The sequence below is a fragment of the Alkalihalobacillus sp. MEB130 genome, from assembly GCF_032335535.1.
In the GTDB taxonomy this organism is placed as follows: domain Bacteria; phylum Bacillota; class Bacilli; order Bacillales; family Bacillaceae_D; genus Halalkalibacter.
On the sequence record NZ_JAOANA010000017.1, the window covers coordinates 52,698 to 76,161 of the forward strand.

The window sequence follows — 23,464 nt, forward strand, 5'->3', positions numbered from 1 at the left end:
AACCCTCTGTATAAACAGGAGGTTATCCACCTTTTTGGTAGAAATGTTACTTTTGGGGCGAGGGCCTGTCCTGAGGACTCGTCACTTAATCTGTGATAGCTCCCTTAGACGCAGAAGAAACGGATCTAGCATATTTCTTCAAAATCCCTCTTAAATTTTGTTCTGGAGGAGTCCAATCCTTAGCTCTTTCTTGGAATTCTTCTTCTGACACATTCACCGCAAGCTCCTGTGTTTCGCTATCAATCGTAATTAAATCTCCTTCTTGAATTAAGGCAATAGGCCCACCTACTTGCGCTTCAGGAGATAAGTGACCTACGACTAATCCATGAGTCCCGCCCGAGAAGCGGCCATCTGTGATTAACCCTACTTTTTCACCTAAGCCTTTTCCGACTACGATAGCCGTAATCGATAACATCTCAGCCATTCCTGGTCCACCCTTTGGTCCAACATAGCGGATAACAATGACATCTCCTGGATGAATTTCATTCTTTAAGACCGCATCAGTGGCCAACTTCTCTGAATCGAATACACGAGCAGGTCCTGTAATCCTTTTAATTTTCAAACCTGACATCTTTGCCAATGCGCCTTCTGGTGCTAAATTTCCTTTTAATATTACGAGAGGTCCTGTTTCACGTTTCGGGTTATCAAAGGAAATAATTTTCTGACCCTCTGTTAAGTGAGGAACCTCAGCCAGATTTTCCTCGAGCGTTTTGCCCGTCACTGTTAAACAATCGCCGTGCAGCAGTCCTTTTTCAAGTAGGAGCTTCATGACAGCCGGCACACCGCCAACTTTAGATAAGTCCTCCATTACATAACGTCCACTTGGTTTTAAATCAGCAATATGAGGCACTTGTTGACGAATTCGTTCGAAATCATCTAAGTCAAGATCAACATCTATCGTGTGAGCCAGTGCTAACAAATGAAGAACCGCATTGGTTGATCCCCCAAGGGCCATGACGACTGTAATTGCATTCTCAAAAGCTTTTTTCGTCATAATATCCTTCGGGTAAATGCCTTTATCTAATAAATTCATTACCGCTTTACCAGCGTCTAGACAATCTTGCATTTTTTCAGCTGATTCTGCTGGATTGGATGAACTGCCAGGCAAACTCATCCCCATTGCTTCGATCGCTGAGGCCATTGTATTAGCTGTATACATTCCTCCACAAGATCCAGCCCCTGGGCAAGCATGACACTCAATTTTATGAAGCTCCTGACGGTCAATATCTCCATTGTTATATTTCCCTACTGCCTCAAAAGCAGAAACAATATCTAAATCCTTTCCATCTGCCTTTCCAGCTCGAATTGTACCTCCATAAACAAAAACAGCCGGTAAATTTAAACGACCTATGGCAATCATACACCCAGGCATATTCTTATCACACCCACCAATAGCTACAACCCCGTCATAACTTTGTGCTCCCATGACGGTTTCAATGGAATCAGCTATAACTTCCCTGCTTGGCAATGAATATCGCATGCCTTGCGTCCCCATTGAAATCCCATCAGAAACGGTAATGGTATTAAAGATAAAAGGAGTTCCTCCGCCTTTTAAAGCTCCTTCTTTTGCTTTCCTCGCTAACTCATCAATATGCATATTACACGGAGTTACCTCACTCCACGTACTGGCTATTCCAACAAAGGGCTTTTCAAAGTCTTCATCTGTTACTCCCATTGCCCGGATCATGGCACGATTGGGCGCTCGATTTATATCACTAAATACGTTACTGCGAATTTTAGATTGATTGTTCACTTTGTCTTCCTCCCTTAAGATGATTAGATTGGTAGATTTATTTAATAAAAAAACCGACAATCTTTTAATAACAATAGGCACTGAAAACTATTGTTTATTAAAAAATTGTCGGTTTACTCTTCAACTCACCAAGTCGTGTTTTGAACGTCTACCTAGTATAGAAAAAATGATCTTATCTACTATATTATTGTTTATGAACCGGACTGTCAAGAACCACTCTATTACTAGCGATGGCGTGAATCACGGGTTCAGATCACCTTCTTCCTATGTTTCAATCCTGAATGGAATATGGATAGATTAAAAATTACTTAGCGTAACATATTTGTCCAACCTCACACGCTTTCAAGATTTCTAATTTTTCTTTATGGAATAAAAAATAATCCCTTTTTTAAATCAGGTCAGGACTAACATAAACAAGACAGGGTTACCCCTGCCTTTTTACCAAACTCTACATTAATATCTCTCGAATATCCTCTTCCGTTAAGGCAACTGATCCTTGTTCTTGTGAATCCACAACCTCCGCAATCAGATCTCTCTTTTTCTCTTGTAGCTCATTCATCTTTTCTTCAATCGTTCCACGAGCCACTAGCTTTATCACCTTCACCCTTTTGTTCTGTCCCATTCTGTGCACTCGATCTGCTGCTTGTTCCTCGACCGCCGGATTCCACCAAAGATCATATAAGATCACGGTATCCGCTCCTGTTAGGTTCAATCCTGTTCCCCCTGCTTTCAAGGAAATCAGGAATAGCTCTCTCTTCCCATCATTAAATCGATTGCAAAGATCCAACCGTTTATCTGACGGAGTTTGCCCATCTAGATAGAAATACGTATGCCCTCTTAATGTGAGCTCTCTGCCAATTATCTCAAGCATTTTTGTGAATTGGGAGAAGATCAGCACTCTATTTCCAGAAAGCCTCGATTCTTCAACCATTTGCAGAAGCTGCTCGAATTTCGCTGAGCTTCCCTTATAGCCGTCTACAAACAAAGCAGGATGACAACAAATTTGACGCAACCTCGTGATTCCTGCTAATATTTTTATCCTATTTTTTCGCAGCGTATCCTTATCGAGGTGCTTGACGGTTTCGTGCCTGAGCTTTGCTAAGTATGCCATATAGAGCTTCTTTTGCTCAGGGAACAGTTCAGCTGATACAAGTGATTCCTCTTTCTCAGGTAACTCAGAAAGCACATCCTCTTTCATTCTACGCAGTAGAAACGGGCGAACTCTTGTAGAAATTTGTTTCCTCGTTAGCTCACTGTACTGCTTTAACCCTTGGAATAGCTGTGGAAAGACGACATGATAAATCGACCAAAGTTCTTCAATTGAATTTTCCACCGGTGTTCCCGTCAATCCAAACCGCTGTTCGGCCTTAAGTCTTTTAACAGCTCGAGCGGTTTGGGTTACCGGGTTTTTAAACGTCTGAGCTTCGTCAAAGAAAACCGTATGAAACAGTTGCCTTTCATACCAATTGATATCCTGCCGGAGTAACGGATAGGACGTAATAATGATATCTTCTTTCGTATCCGTTAGAAGCCGTTCTCTTTCTTCTTTCTTTCCATCGATCACAACCGCCTCTAGTTCCGGTGCAAATCTCATGAGTTCACTCAACCAGTTATACGTTAAGGACGATGGACAAACAATGAGCACAGGTTTGCCGCTTTCGCGAATACGCGGAAGCTCTGAAACGATGAAGGTAATGCTCTGCACTGTTTTCCCCAGCCCCATGTCATCGGCCAGAACACCTCCAAAGCCATAGCTTGCAAGTGTCTTCATCCATTGATACCCGCTTTTTTGATAGTCTCGTAATACAGAATCTAAGTTTTGAGGTACCTCATATTCTACGTTTCCAGGATTCTGCAGCTGATTAAGAAATTGACGAAATGATTCCTCTGGCTTATAAACATCGCTGTTCCCTATTGAATCAAGAAATTTGAGCCCTTGTATGATAGGCACATTCAGACTAGCTTCCCAATCTTGATCTTGAGACGGAACGGCATTCAAGAAATGTTGAATTTCTTCCATTTCCCTTGTCTCCAGCGACAATAACGACCCATTTTGAAGGCGGTAATATTTACGCTTCTCCTCTAATGCCGCTAAAATCTCCTTAATCTCCTTGTCTGCCACCCCGTTCATCTCGAATGTAAATGCCAGCCAATTGGTTCTATCTTTTTGATTGACCTTCACTCTTATTTTTGGAAAAGCATTCTTTTTAAAGATACGGTTTCGCACAGCCGTTGTCGCATAAATTTGGACTTGTTGTTTAAGCTTCGGAACGACATGGTATAAAAATTCGTACTCAAGCATTTCATTTTGCATGAAATAACCACCATCTGTTTTGGAAAACCCGCTTTGCTCCATTAATTGCAAGATTTCCCCTTCTTTTTCCACATCTCTAATCACCATCGGTCCTCTAGCAATGTCTCGACTTTCTAATGGTTGAATCAGAATATTGTCATAATGAAATTCCAGTCCTGCAAGAAGTCGATTTCTCAAACGATCCAAGTAGAGCTTGGCAACAAGTGGGGCTTTCAACAACTTCTGAGACACCACTTTTGAAAGGTGGACCTCACCAATTTTTTTCAGACCAGGCACAATTTCTGTAAGAAAAAGTTCAATTTTTCCCTGTGGAATTGGAACGATATTTTTATCTGGGGACGATAGCATTTGTTTTAACTCAAATAATCGATCGCAATCTTTTTCCTCTAGCAAAAACACGTCCCCTCCACACAACACCAAACGATAAAGTGGTAAAACACTCATTCGCTCAAACCCTTTGATTGCCAATTGATAATCGAGACCCTCGGTTTCTTTAAGTGTAAACTGGATAGGAGGTGCCCCTTCCACCAGTTTGAATCGTTCAAATGCATGACCATCATGCATAAGCGAAATGAATGGGGCTTTTGAGAATAAAGCGATAAGGTCCTCCCTAGAGGATGGCGGAATCAGTAATGTCTGATTCGTATCAGCAGGCATTGCTTCGAGAAAGGCTTTTTCATCATGAATAATCTTAATAAGCTGTTGTATAACGGCATCTGTTTCCTCGGAGAAACAGTGAATGCTCGGGTCATAGATACCTACACTAGGTTTACCTTGTTTCACATTTTCTAGAAACTCTCGTATGTTTTGTACTTTGGTCTTCCCGATCTCAACTTCCATTCCAAGGAAGAGCTGATTTCTTCCGATCAAAACAGGTTTAATGGTAAACCTGACATTCAGAACTTCCCTTTTTTCAAAATAACGTTGCTGGCCACTTGATTGTGTTACTTTTTCTTGAAAAAGAGAGATAAAGTCTTTTGTTAACTCACCATAGGCAGCTAATTCGGCTTGTACACGTAAAGGAGATGTTCCTTGACGTTGCAGATCATAAATCGAAAGTAAAACGGCCGCAATATGTTGGCAGCTTTTTTGAAAATTGGCTAAGGTAGGACAACTGCATGTCATCTGAATGTCCCCAGCTTCTCCTTTTTCAATGGTGACATGAAAGTCTTCCTTCCCGCTAACGGTCGCCTTACAGAAATCAAAGCTGTACTCTTGAAATGTCACTTTATTGGAACGATAAAAAGAGTCCCCTTTTTTATAGGAGACCGTACCGCATATTTCTTTAATCATCTTGTGAGTTAGTTTCATCTCCATGACTTCCGCTCTCTTCTTTGATTTCGTCGTTAATTAAACCCTATCACAATTTGAATGAACAAAAAAGGTCAAGCTTATGGCATCACGCTATGATGAATCATGATCTCTATGAGCTTTCTTTCGCTTACTTAAGTAGGTAATACCTTGAATTGACCCACTCCCAGGATTTTCCTCTCTAAAGAATTTCCTTAAACGCTTCGGCTCCTTCTTTTAATCGGCTTGAATTTTCTTTCATGTTGTTAAACTCTTCAACGGCTTCGTTGATCAGCATTTGGTTTTTCTGTATATTGGTTTGGGTCTTGCCGATTTTTTCGATTTCTGTTGTCATTGCTTCGATATTGCAATGAATCTCTTCTACCACTGATTTGACTCGATCAGATAGCTTTTTCACTTCAATAGCGACTATATTAAATCCTCTGCCATGTTCACCTGCTCTTGCCGCTTCTATCCCGGCATTGAGAGATAAAACGGTCGTCTGGGCAGATATGTCACGAATGTTTTTTAAACTGACTTTAACTAACTTTATTTGATCACTTAAGTTTTCGAGAATTTCAATGTTTTTATTTGAGTCATTTGTGACAACATCTGTATTTGAAGAAACACTCATAATCGTTTCGATCCCTTTTTTTGAGCTCTCTTGAAGGGTTTCTGAAATATGCTGTAGCTTTTCTACGAGATCATTTACCGTTTGCTCTCGATCCGTTATATCGCTAGCCAATTTTAAGACAGCGACGACGACTCCTTCTTCATTCAGCACAGGCGAATAAGAAGCATGTAGCCAAATCGGCTCACCACCTTTTTTGACTCGTAAAATTTTCTCATTGAAGTTTTGTCCACTTTTTAATTTTCCCCAGAATTCCTCATACTCGCTACTGTTGGCAAATTCCGGAACACAAAAACGTTTATGGCTCAATCCGATTAGTTCTTCTGCTGCATATCCCATTCCTTTAGCAAAGTTCTCGTTTGCCCAAAGAACCTCTTTATTCAAGTTAAACGTAATCATCGCATAAGATCGATTGAGTGCTTCTAATGCAGCTTCTTGATTCACAATTTTTGATAGTACACTAATATGGCTCATTCTTATAACTCCTCTATTATTTGCTCATGATTTGTTCATTCGTACATAGACTTCCATAAACGTTAATCTTCATCTCTTACAAGAAAAAGTTGTATACAGACTAGCCATTTCCTTCTCATTTCTGTCCATAAAAAAAGAAACCTGTTTTGCCAAATGGTTTCGATCTATTCCTTTGGTAGCCCGGCGACCATGTCGTAAGAGTTAGGCCCGTAGCTTTGCGTCACTCCCTTTCGAAAGTTTTGCCTTTTTCTATTAAGTTGTTGTCATCTAGTAAAGTCGATTTAGATGAAACTAATCGTTATTCTTACTATTTACTTCCATAATATCATAAAAAGAAATTTTGGGGGAAAAGTCCATTAGCGTTGTAAAATATCCAAATTCAGGTAGTATCTCTCAGTGTTTATCTTTTTGGACCACGGCTGAGCTTGCAAGTATAACTTATAAGCATGGATAAAATTGAAGAGGCGAAATCTTCTCGATTAGTTGAAAAGTATTACTTACTCAGTTTCAAATCTACTAGTTGACTTCTCTTAAAAGTCTCTTTATAGTTACACGTATGTTTACTTTAACACTTAAAAGCGTTTAAGCGTTCTTGTGCTAAGGAACAAATCTATTATATTTTGAAAGTATTCGTATCTTTTTAAACTATGTTTCAAAGGTATGGCTTAGGAAGGAAGAAAGAAAATGATTAAATTAAGAGGATGGGAAGCTCTTCTTATTATTGGAATGATTTTAAGTGTGATCGGGGTTTCGCTAATTCACTTCGCTGCACATCCGCATGTACCGATTTTCATAGTAATTATCCTTATTATTGGCTATGGACTACTAAAACGTGTACCATGGCCTGCTTTGGAAGAGGGAATGATTAAAGGGGTAAAATCAGGTATCGTACCAATTATGATCTTCATGCTAATTGGGGTCCTTATTGCCGTCTGGATGGCATCGGGAACGATTCCTACGTTGATAGCGTATAGTTTTCAAATTGTTTCAACTGATTATTTCTTACCAAGTGCCTTCATCGCAACGGCGATTATGGGTATATCAGTAGGAAGCGCCTTTACAACGGTCTCTACCATCGGTGTTGCGTTTATGGCTGTAGGAACGATTCTAGGTATTCCTATGGCGATGGTAGCAGGAGCGGTTATTTCTGGTTCTTTAGTGGGCGATAAGTTGTCTCCATTATCCGATACAACCAATCTCGCATCATCTGTTGCCAAAACGGATTTATTTGAACATATACGTCATATGTTGTGGGTTGGTATCCCTGCTTTTGCAATCTCACTTATCTTATTTATTATCATTGGACGTACAAATACAACAGTCAATCCTGAAAGTATGGAGGAAATGCTTACTTCCTTACAAGAAGCAGCTATCGTTCATCCTTTTGCACTACTACCAGCTGTCTGTATTATCGTTATGGCCATTATGAAAAAATCAGCCATACCAACTATGATTCTTGGTATTGTAGTAGGAATCGCCACCTCTATCATTCTTCGAGGAGATATCATGATTGCAGATTGGATGAACCTTATTCAAAATGGGTATATGTCAGGTGCAGCAAATGAAGAAATAGCTAACATTCTTGATCGTGGCGGAATCCAAAGCATGATGTGGGCTGTATCTCTACTTTTATTAACACTAAGTATGGGAGGCTTATTGTCTGTTCTTGGAGTGATTGAGAATTTAATTCAATCGATACAAGGAGCAGTAAAAACAACAGGAAGACTCGTTCTATCTACCGTTTTTACAGGAATCGGTATTAACGCAAGTCTTGGTGAACAATATATGTCCATTATTTTAACAGGAGAAGCATTTGAGAAACGTTATAAAGAAATGGGATTTTCGGGTAAACACCTCTCAAAAGTGTTAGAGTCAGGTGGAACAGTCATCAATCCGTTACTTCCCTATGGCGTAAGTGGCGTATTTATGTCAAGCGTTCTAGGAGTACCCGTGCTTTCTTACTTACCCTTTGCATTATTCTGTCTACTTTGTCCATTGATTACGATTGTGTATGGTTTTACTGGAGTAAGCTTCTCTAAGAATAAATAGAAACGTTATGTAATCAGCTTTACCATTTGGTAAAAAAGTTCCTGACCCCAACCTTAGGACTTTCCTGTACCGGGGTCAGGAACTAATCAAGAAACTATGAAAAATTCAAACGAGGTACCCATATTAATCACAGCCACTCGGTTGGTCATCTTCTCGTAATATCGCTAACGTCATATCATGTATCACTCGATCACCCGGCTTCACATGTAAAGATATAATTTTTCCACCAACCCCCATCTCTACCTTTTTCAATACTCCCTCATTTGTCTTCAGTTGAAATAAAGGCTCCCACTCATATACATAGTCCCCTTCACTTACAAATACTCGGTCAATCGTTCCAGCAGACATACTTGCTATAGCACAATAAGCATTCACAAATAAATCCTCCTTTTTCATTTGATAAAAACCTCTTCTTCCGACCAATAAACGCTCAATTTACCTGTCTATTTTGAAAGTAACCCTCTTAAAGCAAATGACACATTTTGTGGACGCTCGGCCATCCGTCTCATGAAATAGCCAAACCAATCCTGCCCAAATGGGACATAAACACGCATGGTGTATCCTGCTTTTACTAATTCTTGTTGCAAATCAGTCCGAAAGCCGTAAAGCATTTGAAATTCAAATTGACTGGACTCTATTTGGTTCTCCTTTACAAACGTGATTACTTTTTCAATAATTTGATGATCATGTGAAGCAATCGCCGTATAACTCCCGCTCAGTAAATGTTCTTTGATGATGTTGAAATAATTTTCATCAATTTTGTCTTTGTCTTGAAAGGCTACTTCGGGAGATTCTTTGTACGCACCTTTTACTAGTCTTAACGAAATCCCTTTTAGACTTTTAATATCGTCTTCCGCTCTCTTTAAATAAGCTTGTATAACCGTTCCAACATTGTCATAATCCTTTCTTAATTCTTTTAAAATATCTAATGTCTGCTGGCAGTGTAAATAATCCTCCATATCAATTCTGACGAAGTTATTATACTGTTTAGCAGTCCCAACAATCCGTCGCATATTTTCTAAGCAAAACTCTTCACTAATATCTAAGCCTAGTTGTGTCATTTTAAGCGATAGATTGCAGTCAACACCTGAAGAGGCAATGGCCTCTAATGTCTTAATACAATATTCAGTCGCTTCTAATGCCTCTTCCTTGCTGTCTACAAATTCTCCTAAATGATCAAGCGTACACGTTAATCCTAATGTATTTAATTCTTTTACTTTAGCAATGGCACTCTCTATGTTTTTTCCCGCCACCACTTGAGAGGCCCCTATTTTCAACCCCCATTTTTTTGCAGCAACATTCATTGTTTTATTTTTTGAAAGAAACATAAAGAAGATTCTCATTGGTTGTTGTAAAATCATTTTGATCACTCCCATATTCCGCTTATATTTTTCCTTACGCCCTTCGTTATGCAAAATACATGCCAATTGATTTTATAAGTTTAGTTATGTATGTAATTACTAGAAATGCCTAGTTACCCACACACTTTTGTTCAATAAGTGTCTATTTTAGACACTTATGTAAACGCTGTAATGTTATGATTAGCGTAAATAAATAAAGGTACCCCGTATCAAAGTCAAGACTAATTTTTAAGGAACTGTCAATACCCTCAAAAAAATATATACAATTTTTAGTCAATTCCGTCTATAATGAATCCAACATAGACATACATGTAAACTTTTTACATAATCTTACTTTTGTTGGGAGGTTTTCAATTTGCAACATCATATGACTCTTGAAACCATAGCACTGCCATGGAGAGGCGATCTGGATATTAAAAAAATGGAGATATACAGCCCTACCAATCTTTTATCTGACATTAAAAATGTCGACTTAGGTAGAGATATTGCTTTAAAAGGGGCAAATGATGATGTTTGCGGATGGATTCCTTATTCCACATTTATGAAAGAGATTTTCAAACAGTGGAAACTAACAAAAGCTTATTATGATGCATTTCTTCACTCGGTTGAGGCCGCTGTAACGACGGTTGATGATCAAGGCAACATCACCTTTTTGAATCAGAACTCAGAGGAAATGTACGGGCTCTCACTAGATAAAGTGTCTGGTCAGTCTATTACCAAGTTTTTTGAACAAGAGGCCATTGTATTAATGTCTACGATGAAAGAACGACAAGGCGTTACAAACAAATACAACCAACCTCACCCTAATGTTCATGTGTTAATTAATACATCTCCTGTTTATGTTGACGAAGAAGTTGTTGGCGGAATATCCATTGAAAGAGATATTACGGAAATGGTTAAATTAAATGATGAATTATCTTCCACAACCGCCTATTTACATGAATTAGAAAGTACCAATCAAAGCCAACAAAACCTTTCTCCTTTTAGCAAAATTAAAGGCAGAAGCCCTGTTTTAAAAGAGGCTATTACTCTAGCAAATAAAGTAGCCAAAACCGATGCTCCGGTATTAATTACGGGAGAAAGCGGAGTTGGGAAGGAATTGTTCGCTGAAGGAATTCACAATGCTGGAAAACGATCTTCCCACCCTTTTGTTGCGATTAACTGTGGCGCGATCCCTACTGCGCTATTTGAAAGTGAGCTGTTCGGGTATGAACAAGGTGCCTTTACCGGAGCGGTAAAAGGCGGAAAAAAGGGGAAATTTGATGCGGCAAAAGGTGGAACCATCTTCCTTGATGAAATTGGGGAAATGCCCCTTGAATTACAAGTAAAGTTATTACGTGTATTACAAGAAAAGCACTATTATCGCGTTAGTGGAAATGAAGCCATTCCAACCGACGTCCGGATCATTGCTGCTACGAACCGAGATCTTGAAAAGATGATTGATGAAGGAAGTTTTCGGGAGGATTTATACTATCGATTGAATGTCATTTCCATCTCTATTCCACCTTTACGCGATCGTATCGAAGACATTCCTGAATTGATTCAATTATTCTTAAAAGAATTCTCTCTTAAATACACGATGCCGATTCCAAGCATCGACCCAGAAGTTATGTACACCTTTCTTCAACACCCATGGCAAGGAAACATCAGGCAGCTTCGTAATATTATCGAACGCATGATCATTTTAGCAAGCGATAACGAAGTCATTAAGCCTCATCATCTTCCTAAGAATTTTGTGAAGGAACATAATCCTCCAACTCTAAACATTCAATTCGAAGAAATAAAGAAACATCACGGTCAAGGTGAAGATGAGATTCAATATGCATTACAAAAAACATTTGGAAATAAAGCAGCCGCAGCGAAGTTATTAGGTATTTCAAGAGCCACTTTATATAACAAACTTAAGAAGTATAATTTAAAAATAGATTAGGTGAGAACAACCCCGTTCTCACCTTTTTCATATGTGTCTATTGTCTAAACAGATTAGACATGTTTTCAAACACTTATGTCTAATTTATGCAAGCTTTGTTGCCATACCCCCTTCTCATAATTGGCATCATTATTGCAAGTAAAATAGAAAACGCTTTCAAGAGGAAGGAGTGTATACGAATGGATTATAGCCTTTCAGTTGCCACATGGCTCTGGATCATTATTCCCTTTTTAGGCATTATTGGACTATCTATTGTAACCATTTTTTTCGAAAAGGAGTGAAGAACTGAATGAATACAGCCACGATTATTACATTTATTGTTTACTTACTTGGAATGTTAGGGATTGGGTTATGGACCTATCGAAAGACAAATACCATTTCCGATTATTTCTTAGGAGGAAGAAGTTTAAATAGTTGGGTCGCAGCCATGAGTGCGCAAGCCTCTGATATGAGTGGTTGGTTGCTATTAGGACTTCCCGGTGCTATCTATGTATCAGGCTTAAACGGAATGTGGATCGCGATCGGATTAGCGGTCGGTACGTATTTAAATTGGCAGTTCGTTGCAAAACGTTTACGAAAATATACGGAAGTGGTCAATTCCATTACGATCCCAGACTACTTTGAAAATCGATTCAAAGATTCAACTAAGACGTTACGTGTTATTTCAGCGGTAACGATTATTGTCTTCTTTTTATTCTACGCATCTTCAGGTATGGTTGCTGGAGCTGTCTTGTTTGAACAAGCCTTTGGTATTGACTATAACTTGGCTCTCTTTATAGGAGCAATCGTCATCGTTTCTTATACCTTTCTCGGTGGGTTTCTAGCTGTAAGCTTAACCGACTTTGTTCAAGGAATATTAATGTTATGTGCATTACTCTTTGTACCTGCTTTAATTCTCGTTTCACTTGGAGGATTAACAGGACTATGGAGCAGTATCGGACAAGTCAACGTGGATTTACTCGATATTATGAAATCAGTTGGAATTGAAGATAGCACATGGATCACGAACGTCACTTCATTTAGTATGATTGGAACGATTTCCTTACTAGCATGGGGACTTGGATACTTTGGTCAACCTCATATTCTGACTCGATTTATGAGTATTAGAAGTGTTGCTGAAATTCCAAAGGCTAGACTGATCGCTGTCATTTGGGTTGTCCTCTCTCTAATTGGTGCAGGATTTGTAGGACTCGTTGCTATCACACAATTTGATGTACCAGTAGAAAATCCAGAAAGTGTATTTATACTTCTTGTCCAAACGTTGTTTAACCCTTGGATCGCAGGTATTTTACTCGCTGCCATTCTAGCAGCTATTATGAGCACAATCGATTCGCAATTATTAGTTTCATCAAGTGCAGTTGCTGAAGATTTTTATAAACAGATTTTCAGAAAAAATGCTAGTGAAAAAGAACTTCTATGGGTCAGTCGAGGGTCTGTTATTTTCATTTCCATTCTTGCTGTTATTTTGGCTAAAAGCGGAGGAAATGTATTAGAGCTCGTCTCTTATGCATGGGCAGGCTTTGGAGCAGCATTCGGCCCCGTCATCATCCTCTCTCTTTTCTGGAGACGAATGACGAAAAATGGAGCTCTTGCTGGTATCCTCTCTGGTGCGTTAACGGTGATTTTATGGGGAAATATTTCTGTATTAAACAGCATAGGCCTATATGAACTTGTTCCTGGATTCATCTTAGCTTCGATTGCGATTGTCGTCGTTAGCCTTCTTGATAAAGATCCGTCCTTTGAAATAAAAGAGGAATTCAATCTAGCTGTTGGTCATTCAGATAAGCTACAACAAGAACAGAACAAATCTGTATAGCCTTGATATAAACACCGAGGTAGATGGACCGTGTTTTCTCACGTTCGTCTACCTTTTTACTGTGGCAATATAACTGTTTGAATTGACTACTCATTAGACAAAAGTGTCAAAAGGTACACACTTTTGTAAACCCATTGTCCATAATTCGATTACAGCAATTTTGATAAAATGCTGGTTTAAAAAGATTTTAGTGCCTTTTTATTTTTTGGCACAACTATTGCATTGATATAGATGTATACAAGATAAATTACCACAGGAAGGATTGTGAAAGTATGAGTAACGGAATGTTCAAGATCCCAACACCTAAAAACGAGCCTGGTAATACATATGCTCCAGGTACAACAGAGAGGGAAACTTTAAAGGCAGAACTACAACGCCAATCTAATAACGTAGTCGATATCCCTGTCATTATTAATGGTGAAAATATAAAGACAGATACAATAAAACAAGTGGTTATGCCTCATGATCATCAACATGTTTTGGCTAACTTTTCACAAGCTGGAGAAAAAGAGTTACGTGATGCTGTAGAAGCGGCAATGGCAGCAAAAGAATCATGGGCCACTATGCCATGGGAACACCGTGCATCCATTTTCTTAAAAGCGGCTGACTTAATCTCTGGTCCATATCGTGACGTAATCAACGCTGCCACGATGTTAGGACAATCCAAAACAGCTTTTCAAACGGAAATTGATGCTGCACAAGAATTAGCCGATTTCTTACGTTTTGGCGTTGATTATGCTAATCAAATTTATCAAATTCAACCGGATAGCGTGAAAAATATATGGAATCGGTTAGAGTACCGTCCATTAGATGGCTTTGTATTAGCCATTTCTCCATTTAACTTCACAGCCATTGGCGGGAATTTGCCATCAGCCCCTGCCATTATGGGGAACGTAGTGGTTTGGAAACCAGCAACAACTGCTTTACTATCAAACTACTACTTTATGCGTATTTTAGAAGAAGCAGGATTACCAAAAGGCGTAATCAACTTCGTCCCTTCTCGTGGTTCACAAGTTTCGGAAGTAGTATTAACGGACCCTCGTATGTCTGGATTCCATTTTACGGGATCAACAAGTACGTTCCAAACCATTTGGAAAGCAGTAGGAGAAAACATTACAAACTATCAATCATATCCTCGTTTGGTTGGAGAAACAGGCGGAAAAGACTTTGTATTTGCTCACGAAACTGCCCAAGCAGACAAAGTCGTAGCTGGCCTTGTTCGTGGTGCATTTGAATACCAAGGTCAAAAATGTTCAGCAGCCTCCCGCGCTTACATTCCTGCAAGCATGTGGGAAGAAGTAAAAGGTGGTTTAATCGAAGAAACCGCTAAGCTTAAAGTAGGAGATATCCGAGACTTTACAAACTTTATGGGTGCCGTCATTGACCAAGCAGCATTTGATTCAATCACAAGCTACATCGACTATGCTGCCGCTTCTGAAGAAGCAGAAATTATTGCAGGTGGTACGTATGATGATTCTGTTGGTTATTTCGTTCAACCGACCATCATTGTGACAACAAACCCGAACTTCAAAACAATGGTAGAAGAAATTTTCGGACCAGTCTTAACAATTTATGTATATGAAAATGATCAATTAGAAGAAACCTTGACTGCAGTAGACACAGCGTCTATGTATGCATTAACAGGAGCCATATTTGCACAAGATCGTCAAGCTATTATGCACTTAGAACGCCGCTTATCTGGTGCAGCCGGGAACTTCTATATCAACGATAAACCAACCGGCGCAGTCATTAATCAACAACCATTTGGCGGTTCTCGCGGTTCCGGCACAAACGATAAAGCAGGTTCTGTCTTCAACATGATTCGCTGGACCAGTCCTCGCATTATCAAAGAAAACTTCGCTCCTAGTACAGAAATCGCCTATCCGTTTATGGATGAAGAATAAGGATATGTATAGAAGAGGTTGAAACGATTTGTTTCAACCTCTTTTTTTAGATAAAGTCTGTGGGGTATTTTTTGGATCCACCTTAAGAAAAGAAATTGTTCATCACCCATATTGGTCGAGATCACCAACATACTTAGGTGATGACTGCATCATCTAAATCCTCAGAGATATTTTTCAGGAGTGATATCTCTTGTTTGATTTATGAAAGATCTCCTAAACTATATTTCAGGAAGCATACACCTTGTTTGTTTCCTGAAATATCTCCTAAGTTGTATTTTAGGAATCATACGTCTCGTTTGATTCCCGAAAAGTCTCCTATGCTCTATTTCAGGAAGCATAAGCCACCTTTGTTTCCCGAAAAATCTCCTATGCTCTATTTCAGGAAGCATAAGCCCTGTTTGTTTCCCGAAAAACCTCCTTAGCTCTATTTCAGGAAACATAAGCCACCTTTGTTTCCCGAAAAATCTCCTATGCTCTATTTCAGGAATCATAAGCCCTGTTAGTTTCCTGAAAAACCTCCTAAGTTCTATTTCAGGAAGCATATGTCTCGTTTGATTCCCGAAAAATCTCCTAAGCTCTATTTCAGGAAGCATACGCCACCTTTGTTTCTCGAAAAACCTCCTAATATATATTTCAGGAATCATAAGACACCTTTGATTCCCAAAAAACCTCCTAATCTCTATTTCAGAAATCATAAGACAACTTTGATTCCCGAAAAATCTCCTAAGAAACTATTGTCAGTCATCCCGCAAAATGTCCATACCCTAGTGGCCCATCTCTCTCCTCAAACAAAAAGCCCCGCTGTTCAATACAGCAGAGGCTTCAATCTTCTCTTAATTAAAAACCAACAAATTTCTCCATCCACCTAATGCCGTAATATCCTCTGCCCCTTCAGCTACATAGGCTTGGCAGATGAAGCCGGGAACTTCTGATCCATCTTCTAACTCTACTTTCCCGATCCCAAGTGGATCAGGGATAGATGCGGCAAACGTTCCGAATGTTGATAATGGCATCTCCCAGATTTCTAGTTGGATTGCTCCACCACCGTTTGCTTGTTTGATTAACCCCGGCTTTGCCGGCTCGGTTGGTAGTTTGATTAATTGATATTTTGGTGCCGTTACGGCTTCACGAATAAATGTAGCACGACAATCTTTCATTTGCGTTTCCAACGGAAGCCCTCTCATGTGCAAACCGCATACCGCTACGAGCGTGGTTGGTTCGGCAACCACTTGAGTAAAAGCCTCGGCCGTTCCACAAATAAATCCCTCATTTTCCGCTAAGCTAAAGAACGTAACTCCAAAAGGTACCTTCTCTGCCGCCTCATCAGCTGGTACAGCCACAGCCGAGAGATCTAATAAGTTACAATGATTTGTGTAACGTCCCATGTCACTGTTGGTGGCTATTGGGTTTTCTCTTACCTGGTCACGAGACCACGTTCCACCAGCAGTTGGCATCACAAGGACCGCATCACGAAGCAGCTGCTTGGCCTTGAGTTTATATGCTTGCAGCTGATGATTTGCTTTAAAAACAGAAGCTGCATCATACTTGCTAGCAGAACCAGATCGTAAAACGTCCTCTGTCACAGGAAACGTTGCTCCAGGGTTTTCTTCCACAAAGCTTCCAACTGCCGCCCAACGTTCGGCTACCATTGGTCCATCATATAAAATTGCCGCAGCCTCTGCTAAAAATGTTGTATCGACATATTCAATTGGTAAACCTACCTGCTTCACCTGTTCTACCGCGCGATCCCACGCGTCACTATACTCAGTTGCAAACGGACCATAGAAATCGAGTGGATCCTTTGGCAAAATAATTTTTTCAGGTAAACTTGCAACCGGTTGAGGAATCTCTTTCGACCATGGATCTGCTTCCTCTACACCTCTTGCACTTGCATCAACAAGCATTGCCTCTTCTAATGAATGAGCGAATACTGTAATACAATCCAAACTCGCGCAAGCAGGAACGAGTCCTTTGGTTGACCATGCACCGAGACTCGGCTTATAGCCGACTAGATTATTCAATAGAGCCGGGACCCGTCCAGATCCAGCCGTATCGGTTCCTAATCCAAATACAGCTTGACCTCTTGCAACTGAAACCGACGATCCACTACTAGATCCCCCACTAATCAACTCTGGACGTAAAGAGTTTTGAGTCTCCCCATATGGACTTCTCGTTCCAACTAGTCCTGTCGCAAATTGATCTAAGTTTGCTTTCCCAACTGGAATCGCTCCAGCCTCAATTAATCGTCTGATCACGGCCGCATCCTCATCAGGTGTATATGCATACTCCGGGCAACCTGCTGTTGTTGGGATTCCCGCTAGGTCAATATTATCTTTGATCGCAAATGGAATTCCCCAGAGAGGAGAACTCTCTATAGAAAGAGAGTCCAACTTTTCTAAGTAAGGTTGAATCCATTCCATCGATGGAGGAGTAATCCAAATGTTCATATCCGCGTCCTTTGTTGCACGGTCAATAATTTCTTCAATCACGTCCTTAGGTGTTATGTTATTGTTGCGATAATGTTCTTGAAGCCATTTTATCGTTAGTTTTTCTGGAATAGTTTTGCCCATTATACAGACACCGCCTCTTCTTTTTCTTCTGTAATTCCAACAATGAGTTGCCCTGAGTGAACCTCTTCTCCTGGTTTCACGTAAATCGTATCTACATATCCATCACATGTGGCATGTTGCGGGAACTCCATTTTCATGCTTTCTTCGATTAGAAGCGTCTCGCCCTTTCTCACAAACTGACCTGGTTCAACAAGTACTTTCCAAACACTTCCTGGCATAGAGCAGCGTACGCCTACAACACCTTCAGGAAGCACTTCCTCTTCACTTTCGACAACCGTTTCTTGTTCTGAAATGTATTCAGCAAGACCTTGCGCCTTCCAGCTTTCGCGTTCTGCTTTAAACGCCTCCTGTTGTTTGACTCGGAACGTCTCTGTCTCAGTTTCAATCGATTGTAAAAATTCCAAGTACTCACCAAGATTAAATGTTGTTTCCGTAATTTCCGCTTCAAATCGTCCACGCGGGAAGTCTTCACGAAGCTGCATCAATTCATCGGCTCCGACTGGGTAAAATTGAATTTGATCAAAAAAGCGCAGCAACCACGGTTTCCCTTTTTCAAAGCTTTCTGTTGAGCGAAATTTATTCCACATTTGAATCGTACGTCCGACAAACTGATAACCACCAGGACCTTCCATTCCATATACACACATATAAGCTCCACCGATTCCAACGGCATTTTCCGGTGTCCATGTACGTGCCGGATTGTACTTTGTTGTTACTAGACGGTGACGCGGATCCATCGGTGTGGCAACCGGTGCTCCTAAATACACATCGCCTAGTCCCATCACAAGGTAGTTCGCATTAAAGACAACATCCTTCACTTCATCTAGGTTGTGTAATCCGTTGATTCGTCTAATAAACTCAAGGTTACTCGGGCACCACGGCGCATCAGGTCTCACATTTTTTTGGTAACGATCTGTTGCTAATTGAGTGGACGGATCATCCCATGAAAGGGGAAGTTTCACAATTCGTGAAGGCACTTCAATCTCCTCAAGTGGAGGAAGAGCACTATCAAGTTCTAAAATTCTTTCACATGCTTCTTGAACCGTAATGTTTGTTGGGTCAATGTGAACTTGCAGTGAGCGAATTCCAGGTGTTAAATCAATATATGGAACCAAACCACTTTCTTTAATCGAATCCATTAACACTTGCGCTTGAAATCTAAGTTTTAAATCAAGCTCCATGTCCCCATACTCAACAAGTAAATACTCATCTCCGCAGCAACGAATCGTCATTGGAAATCTTCTATTTTCCTCTTCATGAACTAAAATAGGATACTCTGACGTTAGCTCTCTTTTAGCAGGCAGGATGCTTTCAATTCGAACTTCCTTTCTTTCTCCGGTACCAATAGCACTCAGGTTCTCTTCTTGTTTTTGACGAATATCGTTGGCATCTTCAAGTGTAAGAAGCTCAAAACGAATTTTGTCTCCAGGGTGCAATTGCCCTAATTTCCAAAATTCCGCTGACGCTGTTGTAACCGGGCAAACGAACCCACCTAAGCTCGGTCCATCTGGTCCAAGTAAGATCGGCATATCTCCAGTTAAATCAAGCGTTCCAACCGCATACGCATTATCATGAATATTCGATGGGTGCAGTCCCGCATCTCCGCCATCTTCACGCGTCCAGTTTGGAGCAGGCCCTACTAATCGAACTCCCGTACGCGAACTATTAAAATGAACTTCCCAGCTTGTTTCTGTTAATTGAGTTAAATAATCTGGCTGCAAAAATTCTTCTGTACAATGAGGACCAGGAATGACGCCAATGTTCCATGTGTTTGTCATTTTAGGACGAGAGCATAGCTCTAACTCTTGAACCTCTTTTGGTACCGCTCCTTTATTCACATTGAGAACATCTCCAGGACGAAGAGCGCGACCGCCATGACCGCCAAAACCTCCAAGTGTAAAGGTTGCAGCACTTCCTAACGTTAGCGGCATATCAAAACCACCTGCAACTAGTAGATAACTGCGCATTCCTTCTTTCGCTTCACCAAACGTTAACACTTGCCCTTTTCTAGCTAAAACTGGCTTATACAACGGAACATTTTCTTCATCTAATTGTGCTTGCATGTCTGCTCCGGTTACACAGAACCAAATCTCGTCGCGGAATTTGTACGTTCCACCTTTTAACGTTAATTCAAGTCCTGATGCTGAATCGTCATTTCCAAGCAATTTATTTCCAACCCTAAACGACACAGGATCCATCGGCCCACAAGGTGGAACACCCACATCCCAATGACCGACGCGACCAGGCCAATCTTGAACGGTTGTTTGAACCCCGCCATCGAGTACCTCAATGGCATGCTCCACTGGCTCAAATCCATTTAATAACTGAGTCCATACATTCCCCGCTTTGAAATCTTCTTCTATCAACAATGCTTGCAAGTATTGTAGATTCGTCGTAATCCCGTAGAATCTAGTTTCCTCAAGCGCTGAAATCAGTTTTTGAATCGCATCTCTTCTACTGTCGCCACGCACTATCACTTTTGCTAGCATCGGGTCATAAAGAGAAGTAACCGTAATTCCATCTCGTAGCCATGTCTCGATTCTCGCTTGATCCGAAAGAACTACCTTATCAATCTGACCGGCACTCGGACGGAAATTTTGTAAGCAATCTTCTGCATAAATTCGTGCTTGGATGCTATGTCCTTTAGGTTTTTCAATTAGACTCGTTAAATCTTGAAGCTCACCCGCCGCTTCTTTTACCATCCATTCAACAAGATCCACTTCTAACACTTCTTCGGTTACACCGTGTTCCACTTGAAGTCTTGTATTTACTTCTAAAAAGTAGAATTCAGCTGTTTCAGGATCATAAAGAAACTCAACTGTTCCTGCACTACGGTAGCCCACTTCCTGAGCTAAACGCTTAGATGCTTGAAACATACGCTCACGAACGTCATTCGATAAATTAGGTGCCGGACTTTCTTCCACGACTTTTTGGTTACGACGTTGAATCGAACAATCCCGTTCACCTAACGTCACCACTTCACCAAATGCATTTCCAAAAATTTGTACCTCCACGTGACGTGCTTTTGCAATATATTTTTCTAAAAACAATCCGCCATTTTTAAAATTCGTTTCTGCAAGGTGACGAACTCCCTCGTACGCTTGACGTAGGGCTTCTTCATTGTCACAAACGCGCATGCCGATTCCACCGCCACCAGCTGTACTTTTTAAAATAACTGGATAGCCAATTAACTTTGCTTCCACTAAGGCTTCTTCAAGCTCTGAAATGAGATTCGTTCCAGGTAGCAACGGAACTTCCGCTTTTACCGCAATGTCTCTAGCAGAGTGCTTCAAACCGAAGATTTCCATTTGTTCAGGTGTTGGTCCAATAAACGCAATTCCTTGCTCACGGCACGCACGAGCAAAATCAGCATTTTCACTTAAAAACCCATACCCAGGGTGAATCGCATCTGCGCCTGTTTCTAGTGCTGTTTTTAAAATCAAATCGGTATTCAAATAGCTATCTTTTGCCGGACCTTCTCCTATTAAAATAGCTTCATCCGCATAATCAACATGCAAACTATCTTGATCAGCCTCCGTGTAAACTGCTACCGACGCTACCCCTATTTTTTTCAATGTTCGCTCAATTCGAACGGCAATGGCACCACGATTTGCGATAAGGACCTTTTTAAACATATGAAAACCTCCACTCTCTATTTTTAACTAGTTTCTTCTATATAAATGGGGGAACTAGGCCTCCCCCTACTCTTCCCAAATCAGAACACGAACAGGTGTCGGATTATAAGCATTACAAGGATTATTCAACTGTGGACAGTTGCTAATTAATGCAGCTGTTTTGCAAATAGATTTCATTTCGACATAACGTCCTGGTGCTGAAACCCCATCTTCAAATGTTAATCCACCCTCTGGTGTGACAGGAACATTCATGAAAAAGTTAATATTTGGCGCCAAATCACGCTTTTCATACTTTCCATCAAACTTCGCCATTTGCAGCATAAATGTGTCTCGGCAATTGTGCATAGGCAGCGTATCATGAGAATAACGAACCGTATTGCTTTGCGCTGAACAAGCCCCGCCTAATGTATCATGACGCCCACAAGTATCTGCTACAATTTTTAACAACTCTTTGCCCGACTCCGCTCGTAATACCGATCCTGTTGATAAATAAATATTGCTTTGACCAGCAATGGTCGCTACCGCACTATAGTGATCTTCTGGATTTTCCGCATCGAAAAACAATGTATCGGCCGCTTGGTTTCCTTCCATATCAACAATTCTAAGAACTTGACCAGGCTCTAGCTCCTTCATCCAGCCATCTCCAGCTAAAATTACTTGATCGTATATTGCATCCTCAACTTTACGTTCGCTTTCTACTTCATTAAAAACTGCCATATGAATTCCTCCTCCTAATTTGTTTTTTATTGTTTTACTAGCGCTTCATACTCCCATGTATTTTCAAATGCGCGACGATTTTCTGGTCTATGGTTCAAGCAATAATCATCCTCTTGGACTGACTCAGCCGTAAGAACTTCGATATTTACTGGTACCGACGGATAAGCAGTTCTTGGATCTAGAGGATTTGGTGTATTAGATAAAACAAATAGCACATCCATTTCCGTTCTGAGTGTCACTGTCGCACCTTTTGGACAATGGTCTAACACAAAGTTCATATCCCCATTTTCATCACAGAACACTTTTGAAAACAAATTCACATTAGGAACTAAATCTCTTTTTCCTAACCCATTTCTGACGAGTTCCACCGTGAAATTCTCTTCTCCGCTACGGTACCACTCGTTTCGTCTTTCCTGATATGTCGTTTTCCCGTATTTTGAGTCTGTAAGTTTTCTCGAAGTATAGCCGCTAATGCTATCATGCCAACCTAATGTATCTTCAATGAAACTAGCAAACACGCGTCCGTTATCACTCATCAACACATGACCTGTTGTTAAATGCGATGTGTGCTGCGCTTTTAATGTATCTGGCATGTTATAGCGCTCGGTTGCACCATTTGGGTTATACATTAATAAAGAAAGATTCGCCCCTTCTTCCAGGGCAGTAAAGCGAAGCAATTTCCCTTTACTTACAACTCCAGACCATTTTCCTCCTGCCGGTACTTCCTTTTCCCATATCTGTCTGCTCATACATATGACCTCCCTATAAATTCTTTAGTAAATAAAAAAGGATAAAAACCTGAGAGAAATCTCCCAGGCTTTTATCCTTCCGTGTAGCATAGTGCTCCTCACACTATACCGCCTTCTCTTGGACCAGACTTGACCGGAATCAACGGAACCCTAGAAAGCTTTTTCGTCCTTAACTCGTTTGCAAGGACCTTTATTCGATTGATCTTAAGTAACAGTCTAGAGCATCTCCCACACCTCAACAATCATATTGTCAGAAAACTCAACAAACTTT

Annotated in this window: 14 protein-coding genes and 2 riboswitches; of the genes, 4 read left to right on the forward strand and 10 right to left on the reverse strand. The window is 40.5% G+C overall.

What is annotated here, in order from left to right; translation table 11 throughout:
* Positions 1-85 precede the first annotated feature (85 nt).
* From ilvD to N0O92_RS16725, 3 genes are all read right to left on the reverse strand, one after another.
* Positions 86-1,753: a dihydroxy-acid dehydratase gene (gene ilvD, locus N0O92_RS16715; protein WP_315615803.1), complete on the reverse strand. Its 1,668-nt coding sequence runs from the start codon at positions 1,751-1,753 to the stop codon at positions 86-88.
* Between the two features lie 448 nt (positions 1,754-2,201).
* Positions 2,202-5,384, reverse strand: a complete 3,183-nt coding sequence (locus N0O92_RS16720) for an SNF2 helicase associated domain-containing protein (RefSeq protein ID WP_315615804.1) — start codon at positions 5,382-5,384, stop codon at positions 2,202-2,204.
* A gap of 175 nt (positions 5,385-5,559) precedes the next feature.
* Positions 5,560-6,462, reverse strand: a complete 903-nt coding sequence (locus N0O92_RS16725) for a methyl-accepting chemotaxis protein (RefSeq protein WP_315615805.1) — start codon at positions 6,460-6,462, stop codon at positions 5,560-5,562.
* A gap of 171 nt (positions 6,463-6,633) precedes the next feature.
* Positions 6,634-6,716: riboswitch (cyclic di-GMP riboswitch) on the reverse strand.
* A gap of 430 nt (positions 6,717-7,146) precedes the next feature.
* Between N0O92_RS16725 and nhaC the strand changes: the two genes are divergently transcribed.
* The gene (gene nhaC, locus N0O92_RS16730; protein WP_315615806.1) at positions 7,147-8,511 is read left to right on the forward strand and encodes a Na+/H+ antiporter NhaC; all 1,365 of its coding nucleotides are present in this window, start codon (positions 7,147-7,149) and stop codon (positions 8,509-8,511) included.
* Between the two features lie 123 nt (positions 8,512-8,634).
* Here nhaC and N0O92_RS16735 read toward each other — a convergent pair whose 3' ends face one another.
* Together N0O92_RS16735 and N0O92_RS16740 are read right to left on the reverse strand one after the other, a co-directional pair.
* Entirely contained in the window at positions 8,635-8,886 is a 252-nt protein-coding gene (locus N0O92_RS16735) for a biotin/lipoyl attachment domain-containing protein (RefSeq protein WP_315615807.1), read from the reverse strand.
* Between the two features lie 68 nt (positions 8,887-8,954).
* Positions 8,955-9,872, reverse strand: coding sequence for a proline dehydrogenase family protein (locus N0O92_RS16740; RefSeq protein WP_315615808.1), 918 nt, complete (start codon positions 9,870-9,872; stop codon positions 8,955-8,957).
* 355 nt (positions 9,873-10,227) lie between these two features.
* On the opposite strand from N0O92_RS16740, the gene N0O92_RS16745 reads away from it, so the two are divergent.
* The 3 genes from N0O92_RS16745 (at position 10,228) to pruA (ending at position 15,522) form a co-directional block, all read left to right on the forward strand.
* Complete coding sequence (locus N0O92_RS16745; protein ID WP_315615809.1) at positions 10,228-11,802, forward strand: sigma-54 interaction domain-containing protein; 1,575 nt, start codon at positions 10,228-10,230, stop codon at positions 11,800-11,802.
* Between the two features lie 289 nt (positions 11,803-12,091).
* Positions 12,092-13,618, forward strand: a complete 1,527-nt coding sequence (putP, locus tag N0O92_RS16750; protein ID WP_315615810.1) for a sodium/proline symporter PutP — start codon at positions 12,092-12,094, stop codon at positions 13,616-13,618.
* 272 nt (positions 13,619-13,890) lie between these two features.
* Positions 13,891-15,522, forward strand: coding sequence for an L-glutamate gamma-semialdehyde dehydrogenase (pruA, locus tag N0O92_RS16755; RefSeq protein WP_315615811.1), 1,632 nt, complete (start codon positions 13,891-13,893; stop codon positions 15,520-15,522).
* A gap of 218 nt (positions 15,523-15,740) precedes the next feature.
* Here the strand turns inward: pruA and N0O92_RS16760 are convergent, their stop codons facing one another.
* From N0O92_RS16760 to N0O92_RS16780, 5 genes are all read right to left on the reverse strand, one after another.
* A complete protein-coding gene (locus N0O92_RS16760; protein ID WP_315615812.1) occupies positions 15,741-16,217 on the reverse strand; it encodes a hypothetical protein in 477 nt (158 codons plus the stop codon).
* Positions 16,218-16,355: 138 nt separating this feature from the next.
* Positions 16,356-18,092, reverse strand: a complete 1,737-nt coding sequence (gene atzF, locus N0O92_RS16765; protein WP_315615813.1) for an allophanate hydrolase — start codon at positions 18,090-18,092, stop codon at positions 16,356-16,358.
* Positions 18,092-21,727, reverse strand: a complete 3,636-nt coding sequence (uca, locus tag N0O92_RS16770) for an urea carboxylase (RefSeq protein WP_315615814.1) — start codon at positions 21,725-21,727, stop codon at positions 18,092-18,094. The genes atzF and uca overlap by 1 nt, the downstream gene beginning before the upstream one ends.
* 66 nt (positions 21,728-21,793) lie before the next feature.
* On the reverse strand, positions 21,794-22,444 hold the full coding sequence (locus N0O92_RS16775; RefSeq protein ID WP_315615815.1) for an urea amidolyase associated protein UAAP2: 651 nt from the start codon (positions 22,442-22,444) through the stop codon (positions 21,794-21,796).
* A gap of 26 nt (positions 22,445-22,470) precedes the next feature.
* The gene (locus N0O92_RS16780) at positions 22,471-23,193 is read right to left on the reverse strand and encodes an urea amidolyase associated protein UAAP1 (RefSeq protein ID WP_315615816.1); all 723 of its coding nucleotides are present in this window, start codon (positions 23,191-23,193) and stop codon (positions 22,471-22,473) included.
* Between the two features lie 58 nt (positions 23,194-23,251).
* Positions 23,252-23,358, reverse strand: a riboswitch (guanidine-I (ykkC/yxkD leader).
* Positions 23,359-23,464: the final 106 nt, after the last annotated feature.

Bases quoted from the DNA above. Each gene is read 5' to 3' on its own strand.
- N0O92_RS16725 (WP_315615805.1), bottom strand. From the start codon at position 6,462: ATGAGCCATATTAGTGTACTATCAAAAATTGTGAATCAAGAAGCTGCA.
- N0O92_RS16775 (WP_315615815.1), bottom strand. From the start codon at position 22,444: ATGGCAGTTTTTAATGAAGTAGAAAGCGAACGTAAAGTTGAGGATGCA.
- N0O92_RS16780 (WP_315615816.1), bottom strand. From the start codon at position 23,193: ATGAGCAGACAGATATGGGAAAAGGAAGTACCGGCAGGAGGAAAATGG.
- nhaC (WP_315615806.1), top strand. From the start codon at position 7,147: ATGATTAAATTAAGAGGATGGGAAGCTCTTCTTATTATTGGAATGATT.
- N0O92_RS16720 (WP_315615804.1), bottom strand. From the start codon at position 5,384: ATGGAGATGAAACTAACTCACAAGATGATTAAAGAAATATGCGGTACG.
- N0O92_RS16740 (WP_315615808.1), bottom strand. From the start codon at position 9,872: ATGATTTTACAACAACCAATGAGAATCTTCTTTATGTTTCTTTCAAAA.
- putP (WP_315615810.1), top strand. From the start codon at position 12,092: ATGAATACAGCCACGATTATTACATTTATTGTTTACTTACTTGGAATG.
- pruA (WP_315615811.1), top strand. From the start codon at position 13,891: ATGAGTAACGGAATGTTCAAGATCCCAACACCTAAAAACGAGCCTGGT.
- atzF (WP_315615813.1), bottom strand. From the start codon at position 18,092: ATGGGCAAAACTATTCCAGAAAAACTAACGATAAAATGGCTTCAAGAA.
- uca (WP_315615814.1), bottom strand. From the start codon at position 21,727: ATGTTTAAAAAGGTCCTTATCGCAAATCGTGGTGCCATTGCCGTTCGA.
- N0O92_RS16760 (WP_315615812.1), bottom strand. From the start codon at position 16,217: ATGATTTCTGAAATAGAGATTAGGAGGTTTTTTGGGAATCAAAGGTGT.